The 13,891-nt window shown below is 74.4% G+C and carries 10 protein-coding genes; all 10 read left to right on the forward strand.

Annotated features, from left to right (window positions below; all coding sequences use genetic code 11):
• Positions 1-53: 53 nt before the first annotated feature.
• The 10 genes from ACZ518_RS19440 (at position 54) to ACZ518_RS19485 (ending at position 13,878) form a co-directional block, all read left to right on the forward strand.
• A complete protein-coding gene (locus ACZ518_RS19440; RefSeq protein ID WP_469114216.1) occupies positions 54-1,388 on the forward strand; it encodes an ABC transporter substrate-binding protein in 1,335 nt (444 codons plus the stop codon).
• Positions 1,389-1,394: 6 nt separating this feature from the next.
• Positions 1,395-2,360, forward strand: coding sequence for a carbohydrate ABC transporter permease (locus ACZ518_RS19445; RefSeq protein ID WP_469114217.1), 966 nt, complete (start codon positions 1,395-1,397; stop codon positions 2,358-2,360).
• Positions 2,357-3,205 carry a carbohydrate ABC transporter permease gene (locus ACZ518_RS19450; protein WP_469114218.1) on the forward strand — a complete coding sequence of 283 codons (849 nt, stop codon included), beginning with the start codon at positions 2,357-2,359 and terminating at the stop codon, positions 3,203-3,205. Before ACZ518_RS19445 ends, ACZ518_RS19450 begins: the two co-directional genes overlap by 4 nt.
• A 5-nt stretch (positions 3,206-3,210) precedes the next feature.
• The gene (locus ACZ518_RS19455) at positions 3,211-4,476 is read left to right on the forward strand and encodes a 6-phospho-beta-glucosidase (protein ID WP_469114219.1); all 1,266 of its coding nucleotides are present in this window, start codon (positions 3,211-3,213) and stop codon (positions 4,474-4,476) included.
• Positions 4,467-5,456, forward strand: a complete 990-nt coding sequence (locus ACZ518_RS19460) for an N-acetylglucosamine kinase (RefSeq protein ID WP_469114220.1) — start codon at positions 4,467-4,469, stop codon at positions 5,454-5,456. The genes ACZ518_RS19455 and ACZ518_RS19460 overlap by 10 nt, the downstream gene beginning before the upstream one ends.
• Before the next feature lie 214 nt (positions 5,457-5,670).
• The gene (locus tag ACZ518_RS19465) at positions 5,671-7,077 is read left to right on the forward strand and encodes a hypothetical protein (RefSeq protein ID WP_469114221.1); all 1,407 of its coding nucleotides are present in this window, start codon (positions 5,671-5,673) and stop codon (positions 7,075-7,077) included.
• A gap of 155 nt (positions 7,078-7,232) precedes the next feature.
• A complete protein-coding gene (locus ACZ518_RS19470) occupies positions 7,233-8,165 on the forward strand; it encodes a glutamate ABC transporter substrate-binding protein (protein ID WP_469114450.1) in 933 nt (310 codons plus the stop codon).
• A gap of 110 nt (positions 8,166-8,275) precedes the next feature.
• Complete coding sequence (locus ACZ518_RS19475; protein ID WP_469114451.1) at positions 8,276-9,535, forward strand: hypothetical protein; 1,260 nt, start codon at positions 8,276-8,278, stop codon at positions 9,533-9,535.
• A gap of 5 nt (positions 9,536-9,540) precedes the next feature.
• Complete coding sequence (locus ACZ518_RS19480) at positions 9,541-12,354, forward strand: serine/threonine-protein kinase (protein WP_469114452.1); 2,814 nt, start codon at positions 9,541-9,543, stop codon at positions 12,352-12,354.
• 3 nt (positions 12,355-12,357) lie between these two features.
• The gene (locus tag ACZ518_RS19485) at positions 12,358-13,878 is read left to right on the forward strand and encodes a protein phosphatase 2C domain-containing protein (protein ID WP_469114222.1); all 1,521 of its coding nucleotides are present in this window, start codon (positions 12,358-12,360) and stop codon (positions 13,876-13,878) included.
• The last annotated feature ends 13 nt before the right edge of the window (positions 13,879-13,891 follow it).

A 13,891-nucleotide genomic window follows, 5' to 3' on the forward strand; every position in this document is an offset into this window, starting at 1 on the left:
CCAGCCCGTACCACCCCTCATCCGGAGTTCTCCCCCAGAGAGCGAGCACCGCCATGCCCCGAGCCGCACGCCTGACCACCACCGCGGCCGCCCTTGCCGCCATGTCCGTACTGGCCGCCGCCTGCACCGGCCAGAACGGCGCCACCGCCGCCGACGACCCGAAGGCCGACGTCACCATCAGCTTCTGGCACGGCTGGTCCGCCCCCTCCGAGGTCAAGGCGATCCAGGACAGCATCGACCGCTTCGAGAAGGCGCACCCGAACATCAAGGTCAAGGCCACCGGCAACATGACCGACGCCAAGATCAACCAGGCGCTGCGGGCGGGCGGGGACAAGGCCCCCGACGTGGTCTCCTCCTTCGCCACCGACAGCGTCGGAAAGTTCTGCAACTCCGGCGCCTTCGCCGACCTGGGCCCCTTCATGGAGAAGTCCGGGATCGACACGGCGAAGGTCTTCCCCGCGACCCTGCTGGAGTACACGCGGTACGACGGAAACCAGTGCACCCTGCCGCTGCTGCACGACGCCTACGGCCTCGTCTACAACAAGACCGCGTTCGCCGCCGCCGGGATCACCAAACCGCCCATGACCTGGAGCGAGTTCGCCGAGGTGGCGCAGAAGCTCACCAAGCCCAAGGGGGATTCGTACGAGCAGCTGGGCCTGATGCCCACCTTCCACGGCTACGAGACCACCCCGATGCGGCTCGCCGCCCAGTGGAGCCCCTCCTACTTCACCTCCGAGGGCAAGTCGAACCTGGCCGGCGACCCGGCCTTCGCGAAGATGCTGACCTTCCAGAAGGACCTGGTGTCCAAGCTCGGCGGCTACGAGAAGCTGGAACGTTTCCGCTCCGGTTTCGGCGACGAGTGGAGCGCCGAGCACCCCTTCCACAAGGGGATCGTCGCCATGCAGATCGACGGCGAGTGGCGCCCGGCCATGGCCAAGGCCGCCGGCGTCCCCTTCGAGATCGGCACCGCCCCGCTGCCCGTGCCCGACGACCAGCGGGCGGACTACGGCAAGGGCTACCTCTCCGGCACCATCATGGGCATCTCCTCCGCGAGCCGGAAGCAGAACGCCGCCTGGGAGCTGGTGCGGTACATGACCACCGACACCGATGCCGTCGTCGCCTTCGCCAACGCCATCCACAACGTGCCCTCCACGCTGGCCGCACTCCGCTCCCCGCAGCTCCAGGTGACCCCGGAGTCCAAGACGTTCCTCGACATCGCACGGCACCCGAAGTCGAACACCACCCCCGCCCGGGCCGACGGCGGCGCCTACCAGCTGACCTTCCAGGACTTCGCGTACGCCGTCGAGAAGGGCGACGTCCCCGACCTCGCCGCCGGGCTCGCCAGGACCGACCGGCAGATCGACACGGACATAGCGAAGGCCGAGTAGCCCCCGATGACCCCGGCCACGAAAACCCCGGACTCCCCCGCCCTGCGGGCCAGGCACCGGCGCTCCGCCCTGCGGACCCTCGCCTTCCTGTCGCCCTGGCTGATCGGCTTCGCCGTCTTCTTCGCCTACCCGCTGCTGTCCACCGTCTACTTCTCCTTCACCCGCTACGACGGCTTCCGGCCCCCGGTCTTCAACGGCCTGGACAACTGGAGCTACGTCTTCACCGACTATCCGCTCTTCTGGCCGGCCATGCGCAACACCCTGTGGCTCGTCGTGGTCATGGTGAGCTGCCGGGTCGTCTTCGGCCTCGGCGTCGGACTGCTCGTCACCAAGGTCAAGACCGGCGCCGGCCTCTTCCGCACCCTGTTCTACCTGCCCTACCTGGCCCCGCCGGTGGCCGCCACCCTCGCCTTCGTCTTCCTCCTCAACCCCGGCACGGGCCCGGTCAACACCCTGCTGGACGCCGCCGGGCTGCCCGCACCGGGCTGGTTCACCGACGCCGGCTGGTCCAAGCCCGCGCTCACCGCCCTGGCGCTGTGGGGGGCCGGCGACCTGATGGTGATCTTCATGGCCGCCCTGCTCGACGTACCGAAGGAGCAGTACGAGGCCGCCGAACTCGACGGGGCCGGGGCCTGGGCACGCTTCCGGCACATCACCCTGCCGAACATCTCCCCGGTGGTCCTGTTCGCCGTGGTCACCGGGGTCATCCAGGCCATGCAGTACTACACGCAGCCGACGGTCGCCTCGAAGGCCGCCGCCGGGATCATCGGCGGCTCCGGCCAGCAGACCGAGCCGGGCTACCCCGACAAGTCCACGCTGACCCTCCCCCAGACCGTCTACCACCTCGGCTTCCAGCGCTTCGACTACGGCTCCGCCTGCGTCCTGGCCCTGGTGCTGTTCGCCCTCTCCATGGCTTTCACCGCGCTCCTGATGCGCCGGCGGGGCGGACTGATCGGAGCCGGTGACCGATGACCGACGTACGCCGCCACCGCCGCAGGGCCGTGCTGCACTGGATCGGGGTGCACTCCCTGGCCGTCGCCGCCGCCCTGTTCTTCGTCCTCCCCTTCGTCTTCCTCCTCCTCACCTCCCTGATGAGCGACCAGCAGGCACTCACCCGCGAGCTGTGGCCGCGCACCTGGGAATGGGGCAACTACGCGCAGGTCTGGCACACCCCCGGCTTCCCGGCCTGGTGGCGCAACACCCTGCTGTACGCGGGGCTGGGGACCGTACTGACCGTGGTGTCCTCACTGCCCGTCGCCTACGCCCTCGCCAAGTTCCGCTTCCGCGGACGACGGCTCGCGCTGCTCCTGGTGATCGCCATGATGATGCTGCCGCCGCAGGTGGCCGTCATCCCCATGTACCTCTTCTGGGCGAAGCAGCTCGACCTGTCCGGCACCCTGTGGCCGCTGATCGTCCCGCTGGCCTTCGGCGACGCCTTCGCCGTCTTCCTGCTGCGGCAGTTCCTGCTGACCATCCCCGACGAGTACCTCGACGCGGCCCGCGTCGACGGCTGCGGCGAGGTCCGCACCCTGCTGCGCGTCGTCCTGCCCATGGCGAAGCCCGGGATCGCGGCCGTCGCCCTGTTCCAGTTCTTCTACGCCTGGAACGACTACTTCGGCCCGCAGATCTACGCCTCGGACAACCCGGCCGCCTGGACCCTCAGCTACGGCCTGGAGTCCTTCAAGGGGGCGCACCACACCAACTGGAACCTGACCATGGCGGCAACGGTGCTCGTCATGGCCCCGGTGATCGTCCTCTTCTTCTTCGCCCAGAAGGCGTTCGTCGAGGGAGTCACCCTGACAGGAGTGAAAGGCTGATCCCGATGAAACTCGCAGTGGTGGGCGGCGGTTCCACTTACACGCCCGAACTGGTCGACGGCTTCGCACGGCTGCGCGACACCCTGCCCGTCAGCGAACTCGTACTGGTCGACCCGGCCGCCGAACGGCTGGAGCTGGTCGGCGGCCTGGCCCGGCGGATCTTCGCCCGCCAGGGCCACCCGGGGCGCGTCACCACCACGTCCGACCTGGACGCGGGCGTGGCCGGCGCCGACGCGGTGCTGCTGCAGCTGCGCGTCGGCGGGCAGGCGGCCCGGCTGCGGGACGAGACGTGGCCGCTGGAATGCGGCTGCGTCGGCCAGGAGACCACCGGCGCGGGCGGCCTCGCCAAGGCCCTGCGGACCGTGCCGGTCGTCCTCGACATCGCCGAACGGGTCCGCCGGGCCGCCCCCGACGCCTGGATCATCGACTTCACCAACCCCGTCGGGATCGTCACCCGGGCCCTGCTCCAGGCCGGGCACAAGGCCGTCGGGCTGTGCAACGTCGCCATCGGCTTCCAGCGCAAGTTCGCGAGACTGCTGGACGTGGCGCCCGCCGAGGTCCACCTCGACCACGTCGGCCTCAACCACCTGACCTGGGAGCTCGGGGTCCGGCTCGGCGGCCCGGACGGCGCCGACGTGCTGCCGCGGCTGCTGGCCGAGCACGGCGACGCCGTCGCCGCCGACCTGCACCTGCCGCGCCCGCTGCTGGACCGGCTCGGCGTGGTGCCCTCGTACTACCTGCGCTACTTCTACGCCCACGACGAGGTGGTCCGGGAGCTCGGCGAGAAGCCCTCGCGGGCCGCCGAGGTCGCCTCGATGGAGCGGGAACTCCTCGCCCTGTACGGGGACCCCGCGCTCGACGAGAAGCCGGCACTGCTGGCCAAGCGGGGCGGGGCCTTCTACTCCGAGGCCGCCGTGGACCTCGCGGCGGCCCTGCTCGGCGGCGGCGGACCGTCCGTCCAGGTGGTCAACGCCCGCAACGGCGGCACCCTGCCGTTCCTGGCGGACGACGCCGTGATCGAGGTGCAGGCGCGGGTCGACGGCGACGGCCCGGTACCGCTGCCCGCGCCCCGGCTCGACCCCCTGTACGCGGGGCTGGTCGCGCACGTCAGCGCGTACGAGGACCTCGCGCTGGACGCGGCCCTGCGCGGCGGGCGCGAGCGGGTCTTCAAGGCCCTCCTGGCCCATCCGCTGGTCGGGCAGTACGACCTGGCCGAGGGGCTGGCCGACCGGCTGCTCGCGCACAACAAGGAGCACCTGCCGTGGGCGTAGCCGTTCCGCCCGCCTGCGCCGTCGTCGCGATCGACGCGGGCAACAGCAAGACCGACGCCGCGTTGGTCGCCGCCGACGGCACGGTCCTCGGCACCGGGCGTGCCGGGGGCTTCCAGCCGCCCGTGTCCGGTGTGGAGGCGGCCGTGGACGTCCTCGCGGAGGCCGTCGCCGGGGCGGCGGCGGCCGCCGGACTGCCCGGGGTGCCGCGGGCGGCCCGGGTCTCGGCCTGTCTGGCCAACGCCGACCTGCCGGCGGAGGAGCGCCGGCTCACCGAGGCGGTGGCGGCGCGGGGCTGGGGCGCGGCCACCGAGGTGCGCAACGACACCTTCGCCATCCTGCGGGCGGGCGCGGACGGCCCGCTCGGGGTCGCCGTGGTCTGCGGGGCGGGCATCAACTGCGTGGGCATGCTGCCCGACGGGCGGACCGCCCGCTTCGCCGCGCTGGGGCAGATCTCCGGGGACTGGGGCGGCGGGGGCGGCCTGGCCCAGGAGGCCCTGTGGTGGGCGGCGCGCGCCGAGGACGGGCGCGGCGGGCCGACGGCCCTGGCGGCGGCGCTGCCCGGGCACTTCGGGCTGGCTTCGATGGCGGCGCTGATCGAGGCGCTGCACCTGGGCGGGCTGGGCCGGGGGCGGCTGCACGAGCTGGTGCCGGTGCTGTTCGCGGTGGCGGCGGCGGGCGACGCGGTGGCGGCGGCGCTGGTGGAGCGGCAGGCCGAGGAGGTGGTGGCGCTGGCCTCGGTGGCGCTGGAGCGGCTCGGGCTGCTGGAGCGGGAGGTGCCGGTGCTGCTGGGCGGCGGTGTGCTCACGGCCCGGCACCCGCGCTTGAACGGCCGGATCGAGGAACTGCTGGCCGCCCGCGCCCCCCTGGCCCGGGTCTCGGTGGTCACCGCCCCGCCGGTGCTGGGGGCGGCCCTGCTGGGCCTGGACGCGCTGGGCGCGCCGCCGGGGGCGTTGGCGAGGCTGCGTGCCCGGTTCGAGTGAACCCGTGCCGCCGGCGCGTACGTCTGGAACCACGGGGGCCGCTGCGGCGTATTCACGTTGAAGGGTGACGGGGGGAAACCGCGGGGGTAGGAGCCGGGAGCGGTGGCCGGCCGGTCCGGGAGGGGGATCGTCCAAGATCGGGCACCGGGTGCTGTGGTCGGGCGCCGCTGGGGCCATACTGCTGCGGAGCAGAGGGACCGAGGGGGAGGTCACGGTGGCCATCACGACACGCGCGTCCGCGCCCGGGGGCGGTACCTCCGGGGCGCCCGCCGGACCGGACGGGAGACCGTCCGCGCCGCCGGGGCGCAGTACGGCGTGGGCCGAGGGCGTGGAGCGGGTGCGCGTCGCGGCGACGACCGAGCCGGGCCGGCTGCGGATCATCGGCGCGGTGCTGGCCGCCCTGGTCGTGCTGTTCGGCACGGTCGCGGTGTGGGAGGTGTCCGGCCGGGTCACCGCCGCGGAGGACGTGGTGGGCCGCAGTCAGCCGCTGAGCGCGGACGCCGCGAGCATCTACCGCTCCCTCGCCGACGCCGACACGGCCTCCTCCAGCGGTTTCCTCGCGGGTGCCCAGGAGCCCCGGGAGGTCCGCCAGCGCTACGAGAAGGACATCGCGAACGCCTCCCGGCTGCTGGTGAGCGCGGCCGCCAACACCGGGGCCGGCGGGGAGTCCCGCAAGGAGATCGCGCTGCTCGGCGAGCAGCTGCCCCGGTACACCGGTCTGATCGAGCAGGCCCGCGCCACGAACCGGCAGGGCCTGCCGCTGGGCGGCGCCTACCTGCGCTACGCCAACGAGCAGATGAGCACGGTGCTGCTGCCCGCCGCGCAGCGGCTGTACGAGGCGGAGACGGGCCGGCTGTACACGGACTACGACGAGGCCCGGTCCTGGCCGGTGGCGGCGACGGGCGCGGGCGTGCTCGCGCTGGGCGCCCTGGTGTGGGCGCAGCGGCGCAACTACCGTCGTACCAACCGGGTCTTCAACCACGGGCTGCTGGCGGCGACGGCCGCGGCGGCGGTGGTGCTGCTGTGGCTGGCGGTGGGTCAGTCGGTCGCGCGGGCGGGGCTGGGCGAGGCCAGGGCGGACGGCCAGGAGTCGTTGAAGGTGCTCAACGACGCGCGGATCGCCTCGCTCCAGGCGCGGGCGAACGAGAACCTGACGCTGATCGCGCGGGGTGCCGTACTGGCCGAGGACAAGAAGTCCGACAAGTACGACGTGGACTACGAGAAGAACATGAAGCAGCTCGACGCCGGGTTGGCGCGGGCGCTGCGGCTGGCCGACGACGGGACGGGCCGGGAGCCGGTCTCGAAGGCCGTCGAGGGTGTGGCGCAGTGGAAGCAGCGGCACGCGGCGGCCCGGGACGCCGACATGAAGGGCGACTACGAGCAGGCCCTGCCCCTGGTCATCGGGGACGAGAAGCACAAGGACAGCAGCGGGGCCTCGTTCGACACGGTGGACGCTTCCCTGGAGCGGGCCGTGGCCCATGAGCAGAAGCAGTTCACCCTGGCCGCCCGGGACGGGCTCGGCGCGCTGGGCGGGCTGGTGACCGGCTCGGCGGTGCTGGCGGTCGCCGGCGCGGCGGCGGCCCTCCTCGGCATCGGCCGCAGGCTTTCGGAGTACAGGTGAGATCGATGCGGATACGAGGGACACGGCCGGAGCGGCAGGAGCCGTACGGGACGGGTACGCCGGAGCGGGCCGGGAGCGGCGCGCCGCTCCCGTCCGGCGCGGCCGGGTTCCGGCGCGCGGCGGGCCGGCTGCGCGGCTGGGGCGGGGTCAGCGCGATGGCCGCGGCCTGCGCGGTGACGGCGGCCGCGGTCCTGCTGCCGCTGGCCGGGTCCTCGCCCGCCGGCGGGTCCGGGGTGGTCCACGAGCCCGCTTCGGTGGCGGTGGTCCCGTACGCGCCGGCCGACACCTGCCAGGACCCGGAGGCCAGTCTGCGCCCGGCGGGGCTGGACGGCCCGGCGATCGAGCGGATCCGCAAGGCGGGCAAGCTGGTGGCGGGCGTGGACCAGAACAGCTTCAAGTGGGGCTACCGCAATCCCGACGGCCACCTGGACGGTTTCGACATCGACCTGGTCAAGGCCATAGCGAAGGACATCCTGGGCAACGAGGACCTGGTCATCTACCGGGCGATCCCGACCAGTCAGCGGGTCCCCGCGCTCCAGGAGGGCCGGGTCGACATCGTGGTGCGGACCATGACGATCAACTGCAAGCGCCTGGAGGACGTCGCGTTCTCGACGGCCTACTTCGAGGCGGGCCAGCAGGTGCTGGCCCCCAAGGGTTCGCCGATCACCGGGTACGACGCCTCGCTGAAGGGCCGCCGGATCTGCACGGCGGCCGGTTCCACGGCGGAGGCGGCCCTGAGGTCCCAGTCGTACGGGGCGGTCGGGGTGTCGGTGGCCAACCAGCTGGACTGCCTGGTGCGGCTCCAGCTGGGCGAGGTGGACGGGATCATCACGGACAACGCGCTGGCCGCCGGGCAGGCGGCGCAGGACCCGTCGGTGCAGCTGGTCGGGGCGCCGTTCACCCGCGAGTTCTACGGGGTGGCGATGAACAAGGACGCCTCCGACCTGGTGCGCAGGGTGAACAAGGTGCTGGAGAACTACCGGTCGGGCGGTGACCAGAGCCCGTGGGCGACCTCGTACAAGAAGCACTTCGAGGACGTCCTGCCGAAGGCGAGCGTGCCGCCGGCGCCCAAGTACCGGGACGGCTGAGGCCCATGGCGGATTCGGAGCGGTACGTGAGCGAGCGGAACGGGCTTCATGCGGGCGGGGTCCATGCGGGCGGGTTCCGTGCGGGCCTGCCGGGGGCGGGGTCCGCGGTGATGGACCGGGACGACGTGGACCGTGCGCTGGCGCGCCTGGGCGCGGAGCACGAGGCCGTCGAGACCTCCCTGCTCGCGCTCCAGGACCACGCGGGCCGGCGGCTGCTGGAGGGGGCCGCGCTGAGCGGGGTCACCAAGGAGCGGTGGGCCGCCGCGGACGCGTCGGTGACCCGGCTGTGGACGTACTTCGACGCGTACAGCGGGGCGCTCGCCGCGGCCCGGGAGATCCGTGAGCGGCGCCGCTGGCCGAGCCGGGAGGACCTGGCCGAGCTGACGGAGCGGCTGCGCGGGCCGGGGGTGACGATCGCCGGGGCCGGGGTGGAGGGCGTGGCGCTGGCGGAGCGCTTCTCGCTGGCCGAGCTGGTGTCCCGGATGAACGAGCTGTACGCGGCCTCCCTGGACGTGGTGGTCGCCGCCGACGCGGTGTGGTCGGCGCTGCCCGCGCGGATCGACCTGCTCGCCGCCGAGCTGCACCGGACGCGTTCGCTGGCGCACTCGGTGGGGGTCCGGCCGGGCGAGCACCCCTCGGGGGACGACCTGGAGGAGATCACGGCCGAGCTGGCCGAGCTGCGGCGGGCGGTGATCGCGGACCCGCTGGCCTTCTGGGTGGCGGCGCCGGGGAGTTCCGCCCCCGGCGGGGGCCGTCCGGACACCGCCCGCTACGACCGGGCGGCGCGCGCGCTGGACGACGTACGGCGTGAGGTCGAGGCGGTCCTGACCGTACGGCAGGACGCGGAGCAGCGGCTGATCGCGGTGCGGGACCTGCTGTCGCGGGCCGACCGGACCCTGTCGGAGGCGCGGACGGCGCGCGGCGAGGTGCTGGCGAAGATCGCGGCGTCGGAGGTGCCGGCGGTCAGCGGTCCGCCGACGGCCCTGCAGGAGCAGCTGGCGGCTGCGGCCGAGTACCGGCGGCAGTCGCAGTGGCACCGGCTGTCCCCGCTGCTCGACGCGCTGGAGGACCGGGCCGAGGAGGAACTGCGGCGGGCCCGTGAATCGTTGACCGCGGTGACGGCGCCGCTGGCGGTCCGGGCGGAGCTGCGCGGGCGGCTCGACGCGTACAAGGCGAAGGCGGCCCGGCACGGTCTGGCGGCGGACCCGCTGCTGATCGAGCGGTACGACGCGGCCCGGCGGATGCTGTGGAGCGCGCCCTGCGACCTGCGGGCCGCCGAGCAGGCGGTGTGGCGCTACCAGCAGGCGACGGCGGAGGCGCTGGCGCCGCAGGACCACCGGCCCGAGCGGCCGGGGGAGGAGGAGGCATGAGCCTGATCGGATCGCCCTGCCTTCGTCCCGGCTGCCCGGGGGCGTACGAGGACATGGGCGGCGGCGAGGTGTACTGCGACACCTGCGGGCTCGCTCCGGTGGGTGCGGTCGCGGCGGGCGCGGAGGAGCTGGTGTCGCCGCCGACGGGGATGACGAGCGCCGCCCGGCAGGGCGACTCCCGGGGTTCGGCGGGCTCGCGCGGTTCCGGCCGTTCCTCGGCGTCGGCCCGCTCGTCACGGTCCTCGCGGTCCTCGTCCTCGCGGCGTTCGGTGTCGGGGCGGCTGTCGCGTTCGCTGCCCGGGGCCGCGTCCACCCGGTCGGTGTCGGTGCGCAGTTCGGGCTCGTCGGCGTCCTCGTCGGGGCGCAGCCGGCTGGGCGCGGGGCTGGTCAGCGTCCCGGAGGTGCCGCGTCCGGATCCTGCGGCGGCGGTGCTGGAGAACCCGGAGGTGCCGGAGCGCAAGCGGTTCTGCTCGCGCTCGGACTGCGGGGCGCCGGTGGGCCGGGCGCGCGGGGACCGGCCGGGGCGTACGGAGGGCTTCTGCACCAAGTGCGGGCACCCGTACTCCTTCGTGCCCAAGCTGCGCGCCGGTGACGTGGTGCACGGCCAGTACGAGGTGGCGGGCTGCCTCGCGCACGGCGGGCTCGGCTGGGTCTACCTGGCGGTGGACCGGGCGGTGTCGGACCGGTGGGTGGTGCTCAAGGGCCTGCTCGACACCGGGGACCAGGACGCGATGGAGGCGGCGATCTCCGAGCGGCGCTTCCTCGCGGAGATCGAGCACTCGAACATCGTGCGGATCTACAACTTCGTGGAGCACCTGGACCAGCGGACGGGTTCGCTGGACGGGTACATCGTCATGGAGTACGTGGGCGGCAAGTCGCTGAAGGAGATCGCCAACGAGCGGCGTCGGCCGGACGGGCGGCGCGATCCGCTGCCGGTGGAGCAGGCGTGCGCGTACGGCATCGAGGCCCTGGAGGCGCTCGGGCACCTGCACAGCCGCAACCTGCTGTACTGCGACTTCAAGGTCGACAACGCGATCCAGCAGCAGGACCAGCTGAAGCTCATCGACATGGGCGCGGTGCGGCGGATGGACGACGAGGAGTCGGCCATCTACGGCACGGTGGGCTACCAGGCGCCGGAGGTGGCGGAGCTGGGGCCCTCGGTGGCCTCGGACCTGTACACGGTGGCGCGCACCCTGGCGGTGCTGACGTTCGACTTCCAGGGCTACACGAACGTGTTCGTGGACTCGCTGCCGGATCCGGAGCACATCGAGGTGTTCCAGCGGTACGAGTCCTTCTACCGGCTGCTGGTACGGGCGACGGATCCGGATCCGGGGCGGCGGTTCGCGTCGGCCCAGGAGATGGCGGACCAGCTGACGGGGGTGCTGCGGGAGGTCGTCGCGCTGCAGACGGGCCGGCCGCGGCCGTGGCTGTCGACCCTCTTCGGTCCGGAACTGCGAGTTCCGGACACCGAGTTGTACGAGGACGCACCGGGGACGGAGGTGTCCCGGCTGGGCGTGCGGTCCGTGGCCCCCCGGCGGGGCGGGTCCCTCTTCGGCCGGCGCTCCGCCGGCGCGGGTACGCCGGGTACGCCGGGTGCCGGGCCGGCGGGTGCCGGGCCGGCGGCGGGGCCGGCGGCGGGGTCGGTGCCCGCGGTGGCGGCGGCCGCCCCGGCGGGTGTGCGGGGCGGGGCGGGGCAGGGCCCGGGGGTGGGGCCGGCCGGCGTCGTCCCCGCGCCGGTTCCGCCCGCCGGCGGCGGCGCGCTGCCCCCGCTGGGGACCACCGCCACCCACGTGTCCGGGACCCCGGTGCCCGGGCCCCGGCCGGCGCCGGCGGTCCACGGGCAGGCGTTCGCACCGCTCCCGGCGCCCCGTACGCCCGCGCCGGCGACGGCGGGGCTCGCGGTGCTCGACGCCCGTGACACCGCGCTCGCCCTGCCGGTACCGCTGGTGGACCCGTCCGACCCCAATGCCGGCTTCCTCGCCGGACTCCTCGCCTCCGCGCCCGCCGACCTGCTGGGCGCCCTGGGCGCGGCCCCGGCCGACTCCGCGGAGCTGCGGCTGCGGGAGCTGCGCGCCCGGCTCGAACTGGGCGAACTGGCCGTGGCCGCCGGCGCCCTGGCCGAGCTGGAGGCCCGCCATCCGGACGACTGGCGGGTGGTGTGGGCGCGCGGGATCGCCTCCCTGGCCACCGGGGACGACGAGATAGCGGCCCTGTCCTTCGACGCCGTCTACGACGCCTTCCCGGGCGAGCCGGCGCCGAAGCTGGCGCTCGGGCTGTGCGCGGAGATCCTGGGCCAGCTGGACAACGCCGCCGAGTACTACCGGCTCGTCTGGATCACCGACCCGGGCTTCGTGAGCGCGGCCTTCGGGCTGGCCCGGGTCCAACTGGCGGCCGGAGACCGGGACGCGGCGGTGCGCACCCTGGAATCCGTTCCGGAGGCGTCGATCCACTACACCGCCGCACGGGTGGCGGCGGTACGGGCACGCCTGCGCGACCGGTCCCCGGGCGAGGAACTGCTGGCCGACCTCGCGGCGGCTTCCGACCAGGTGGAGGCGCTGCGGCGGTTCGGCCTGGATCCGGAGCGGCAGGAGCGGCTGGCGACGGAGGTTCTGGGCTCCGCCCTGGACTGGGTACTGTCGGGTAGCCGGGGTGCCGACCCCGGCCGGACCTCGCTGCTCGGCAGTCAACTGGACGAGCGGGGGCTGCGCTTCGGCCTGGAACGCTCCTACCGCGTCCTCGCCCGGCTGGCCCAGCGGGGCGAGGAGCGGATCGAACTGGTGGAACGGGCAAACCGTTTCCGTCCCCGGACGTGGGTGTGAGTGATGTCGATGCATCGGCTGTCGGGCTGCCCCAGCTGCGCGGAGCCCCTGGAGGAGGGTGACCGTTTCTGCGGCGTGTGCGGATACGCCCTCTCCGCCGCGCCCCCGGACGCGGACCCCACCCCGACCCTCCCGGTCACCCCGACCACGGGCGCGACGGTCCGGGCGGGTCACGAGCCCCCGGCCGCCCCGGCTCCGGCTCCGGCTCCGGCTCCCGCTCCGGTGACGGCGCCCGGCTGGGAGTACGGCGCCCCGGCGGGCGGGATCCCGGCCGCGTCCGGCGCCGAGCCCGCTCCCGCCCCCGTCCCGGCCGGGGCCACGTACTCCGCCCCCGGCTACGGCGGGACCCCGGCCGGGTACGGCGTGCCCGCGCCCGGCTGGGAGGGCGAGCCCGGCCCGGGCGCCCCCTGGGCCTCCGCCGCCGGCCCCGAGGAGCCGTACGCCGGCGCCCCGCAGGAGGACCCGTACGGCTCTGCCCCGCAGGGCGCCGGCGGGGTGCGCCACGACCCGCCCGGCACCGGGGGCGAGGAGCCGTACGCGCCCGCCCCGCAGGAGGACCCGTACGCGCCCGCCCCGCAGGGCGACGGCAGGACCTGCGTCGCCTGCCGCACCGGACACGTGGACACCGACGGGTACTGCGAGCACTGCGGCCACGCGCAGCCCCGCGAGCGGGACCACATGGAGGAGGAGCTCTGCAGCGTCGCCGCCGTCAGCGACCGCGGCCTGCGCCACCACCGCAACGAGGACTCCTTCGCCGTGTCGGCGACCGCCCTGCCCGACGGCTCCGCCGCGACCGTCGCGATCGTCTGTGACGGCGTCTCCTCCGCCAGCCGCCCCGACGAGGCCTCGGCCGCCGCCGCCGGTGCCGCCAACGAGGCACTGCTCGAAGCCCTTCCGCGCGGCGCCGACCCGGTGGAGGCCATGCGCGGGGCGATCCTCGCGGCGGCCACCGCGGTGAACGCGCTCGCCCCGCCGGCCCCCGGCGCGCAGAACGCCCCCGCCTGCACGCTTGTCGGAGCCGTCGTCAGCGGCGGTGTGCTGACCATCGGATGGGTCGGCGACAGCCGCGCCTACTGGGTGCCGGACGACCGCGCCGCCCTGGCCCGCCGGCTCACCGAGGACGACTCCTGGGCCGCGCAGATGGTCGCGGCGGGCCTGATGGGCGAGGCCGAGGCCTACGCAGACGTCCGGGCCCACGCCATCACCGGCTGGCTCGGCGCCGACGCGTACGACCTCGACCCGCACACCGCCAGCTTCAGACCGGACCACCCCGGCGTGGTGGTCGTCTGCACGGACGGCCTGTGGAACTACGCCGAGTCCGCGCGGGAGATGGCGCAGGTCCTGCCCGCGGACGCCGCCGACCGGCCGCTGCACAGCGCGCAGGTCCTGGTCGGACACGCCCTGGACGGGGGCGGCCACGACAACATCACCGTCGCCGTCGTGCCCTTCGCGGGCCCGGCCGAAGCCCACGCCCAGCCCGAAGCGGAACCCGAAGCGGAACCGCAGGCCCGCCCCCGGGCCTGACCACCCGCCGCCC

This window comes from Streptomyces sp. NPDC033966, from assembly GCF_055575955.1.

Coding starts and splice junctions, on each gene's coding strand:
- ACZ518_RS19440 (WP_469114216.1), top strand. CDS start 54: ATGCCCCGAGCCGCACGCCTGACCACCACCGCGGCCGCCCTTGCCGCC.
- ACZ518_RS19445 (WP_469114217.1), top strand. CDS start 1,395: ATGACCCCGGCCACGAAAACCCCGGACTCCCCCGCCCTGCGGGCCAGG.
- ACZ518_RS19450 (WP_469114218.1), top strand. CDS start 2,357: ATGACCGACGTACGCCGCCACCGCCGCAGGGCCGTGCTGCACTGGATC.
- ACZ518_RS19455 (WP_469114219.1), top strand. CDS start 3,211: ATGAAACTCGCAGTGGTGGGCGGCGGTTCCACTTACACGCCCGAACTG.
- ACZ518_RS19470 (WP_469114450.1), top strand. CDS start 7,233: ATGGCCGCGGCCTGCGCGGTGACGGCGGCCGCGGTCCTGCTGCCGCTG.
- ACZ518_RS19475 (WP_469114451.1), top strand. CDS start 8,276: ATGGACCGGGACGACGTGGACCGTGCGCTGGCGCGCCTGGGCGCGGAG.
- ACZ518_RS19485 (WP_469114222.1), top strand. CDS start 12,358: ATGTCGATGCATCGGCTGTCGGGCTGCCCCAGCTGCGCGGAGCCCCTG.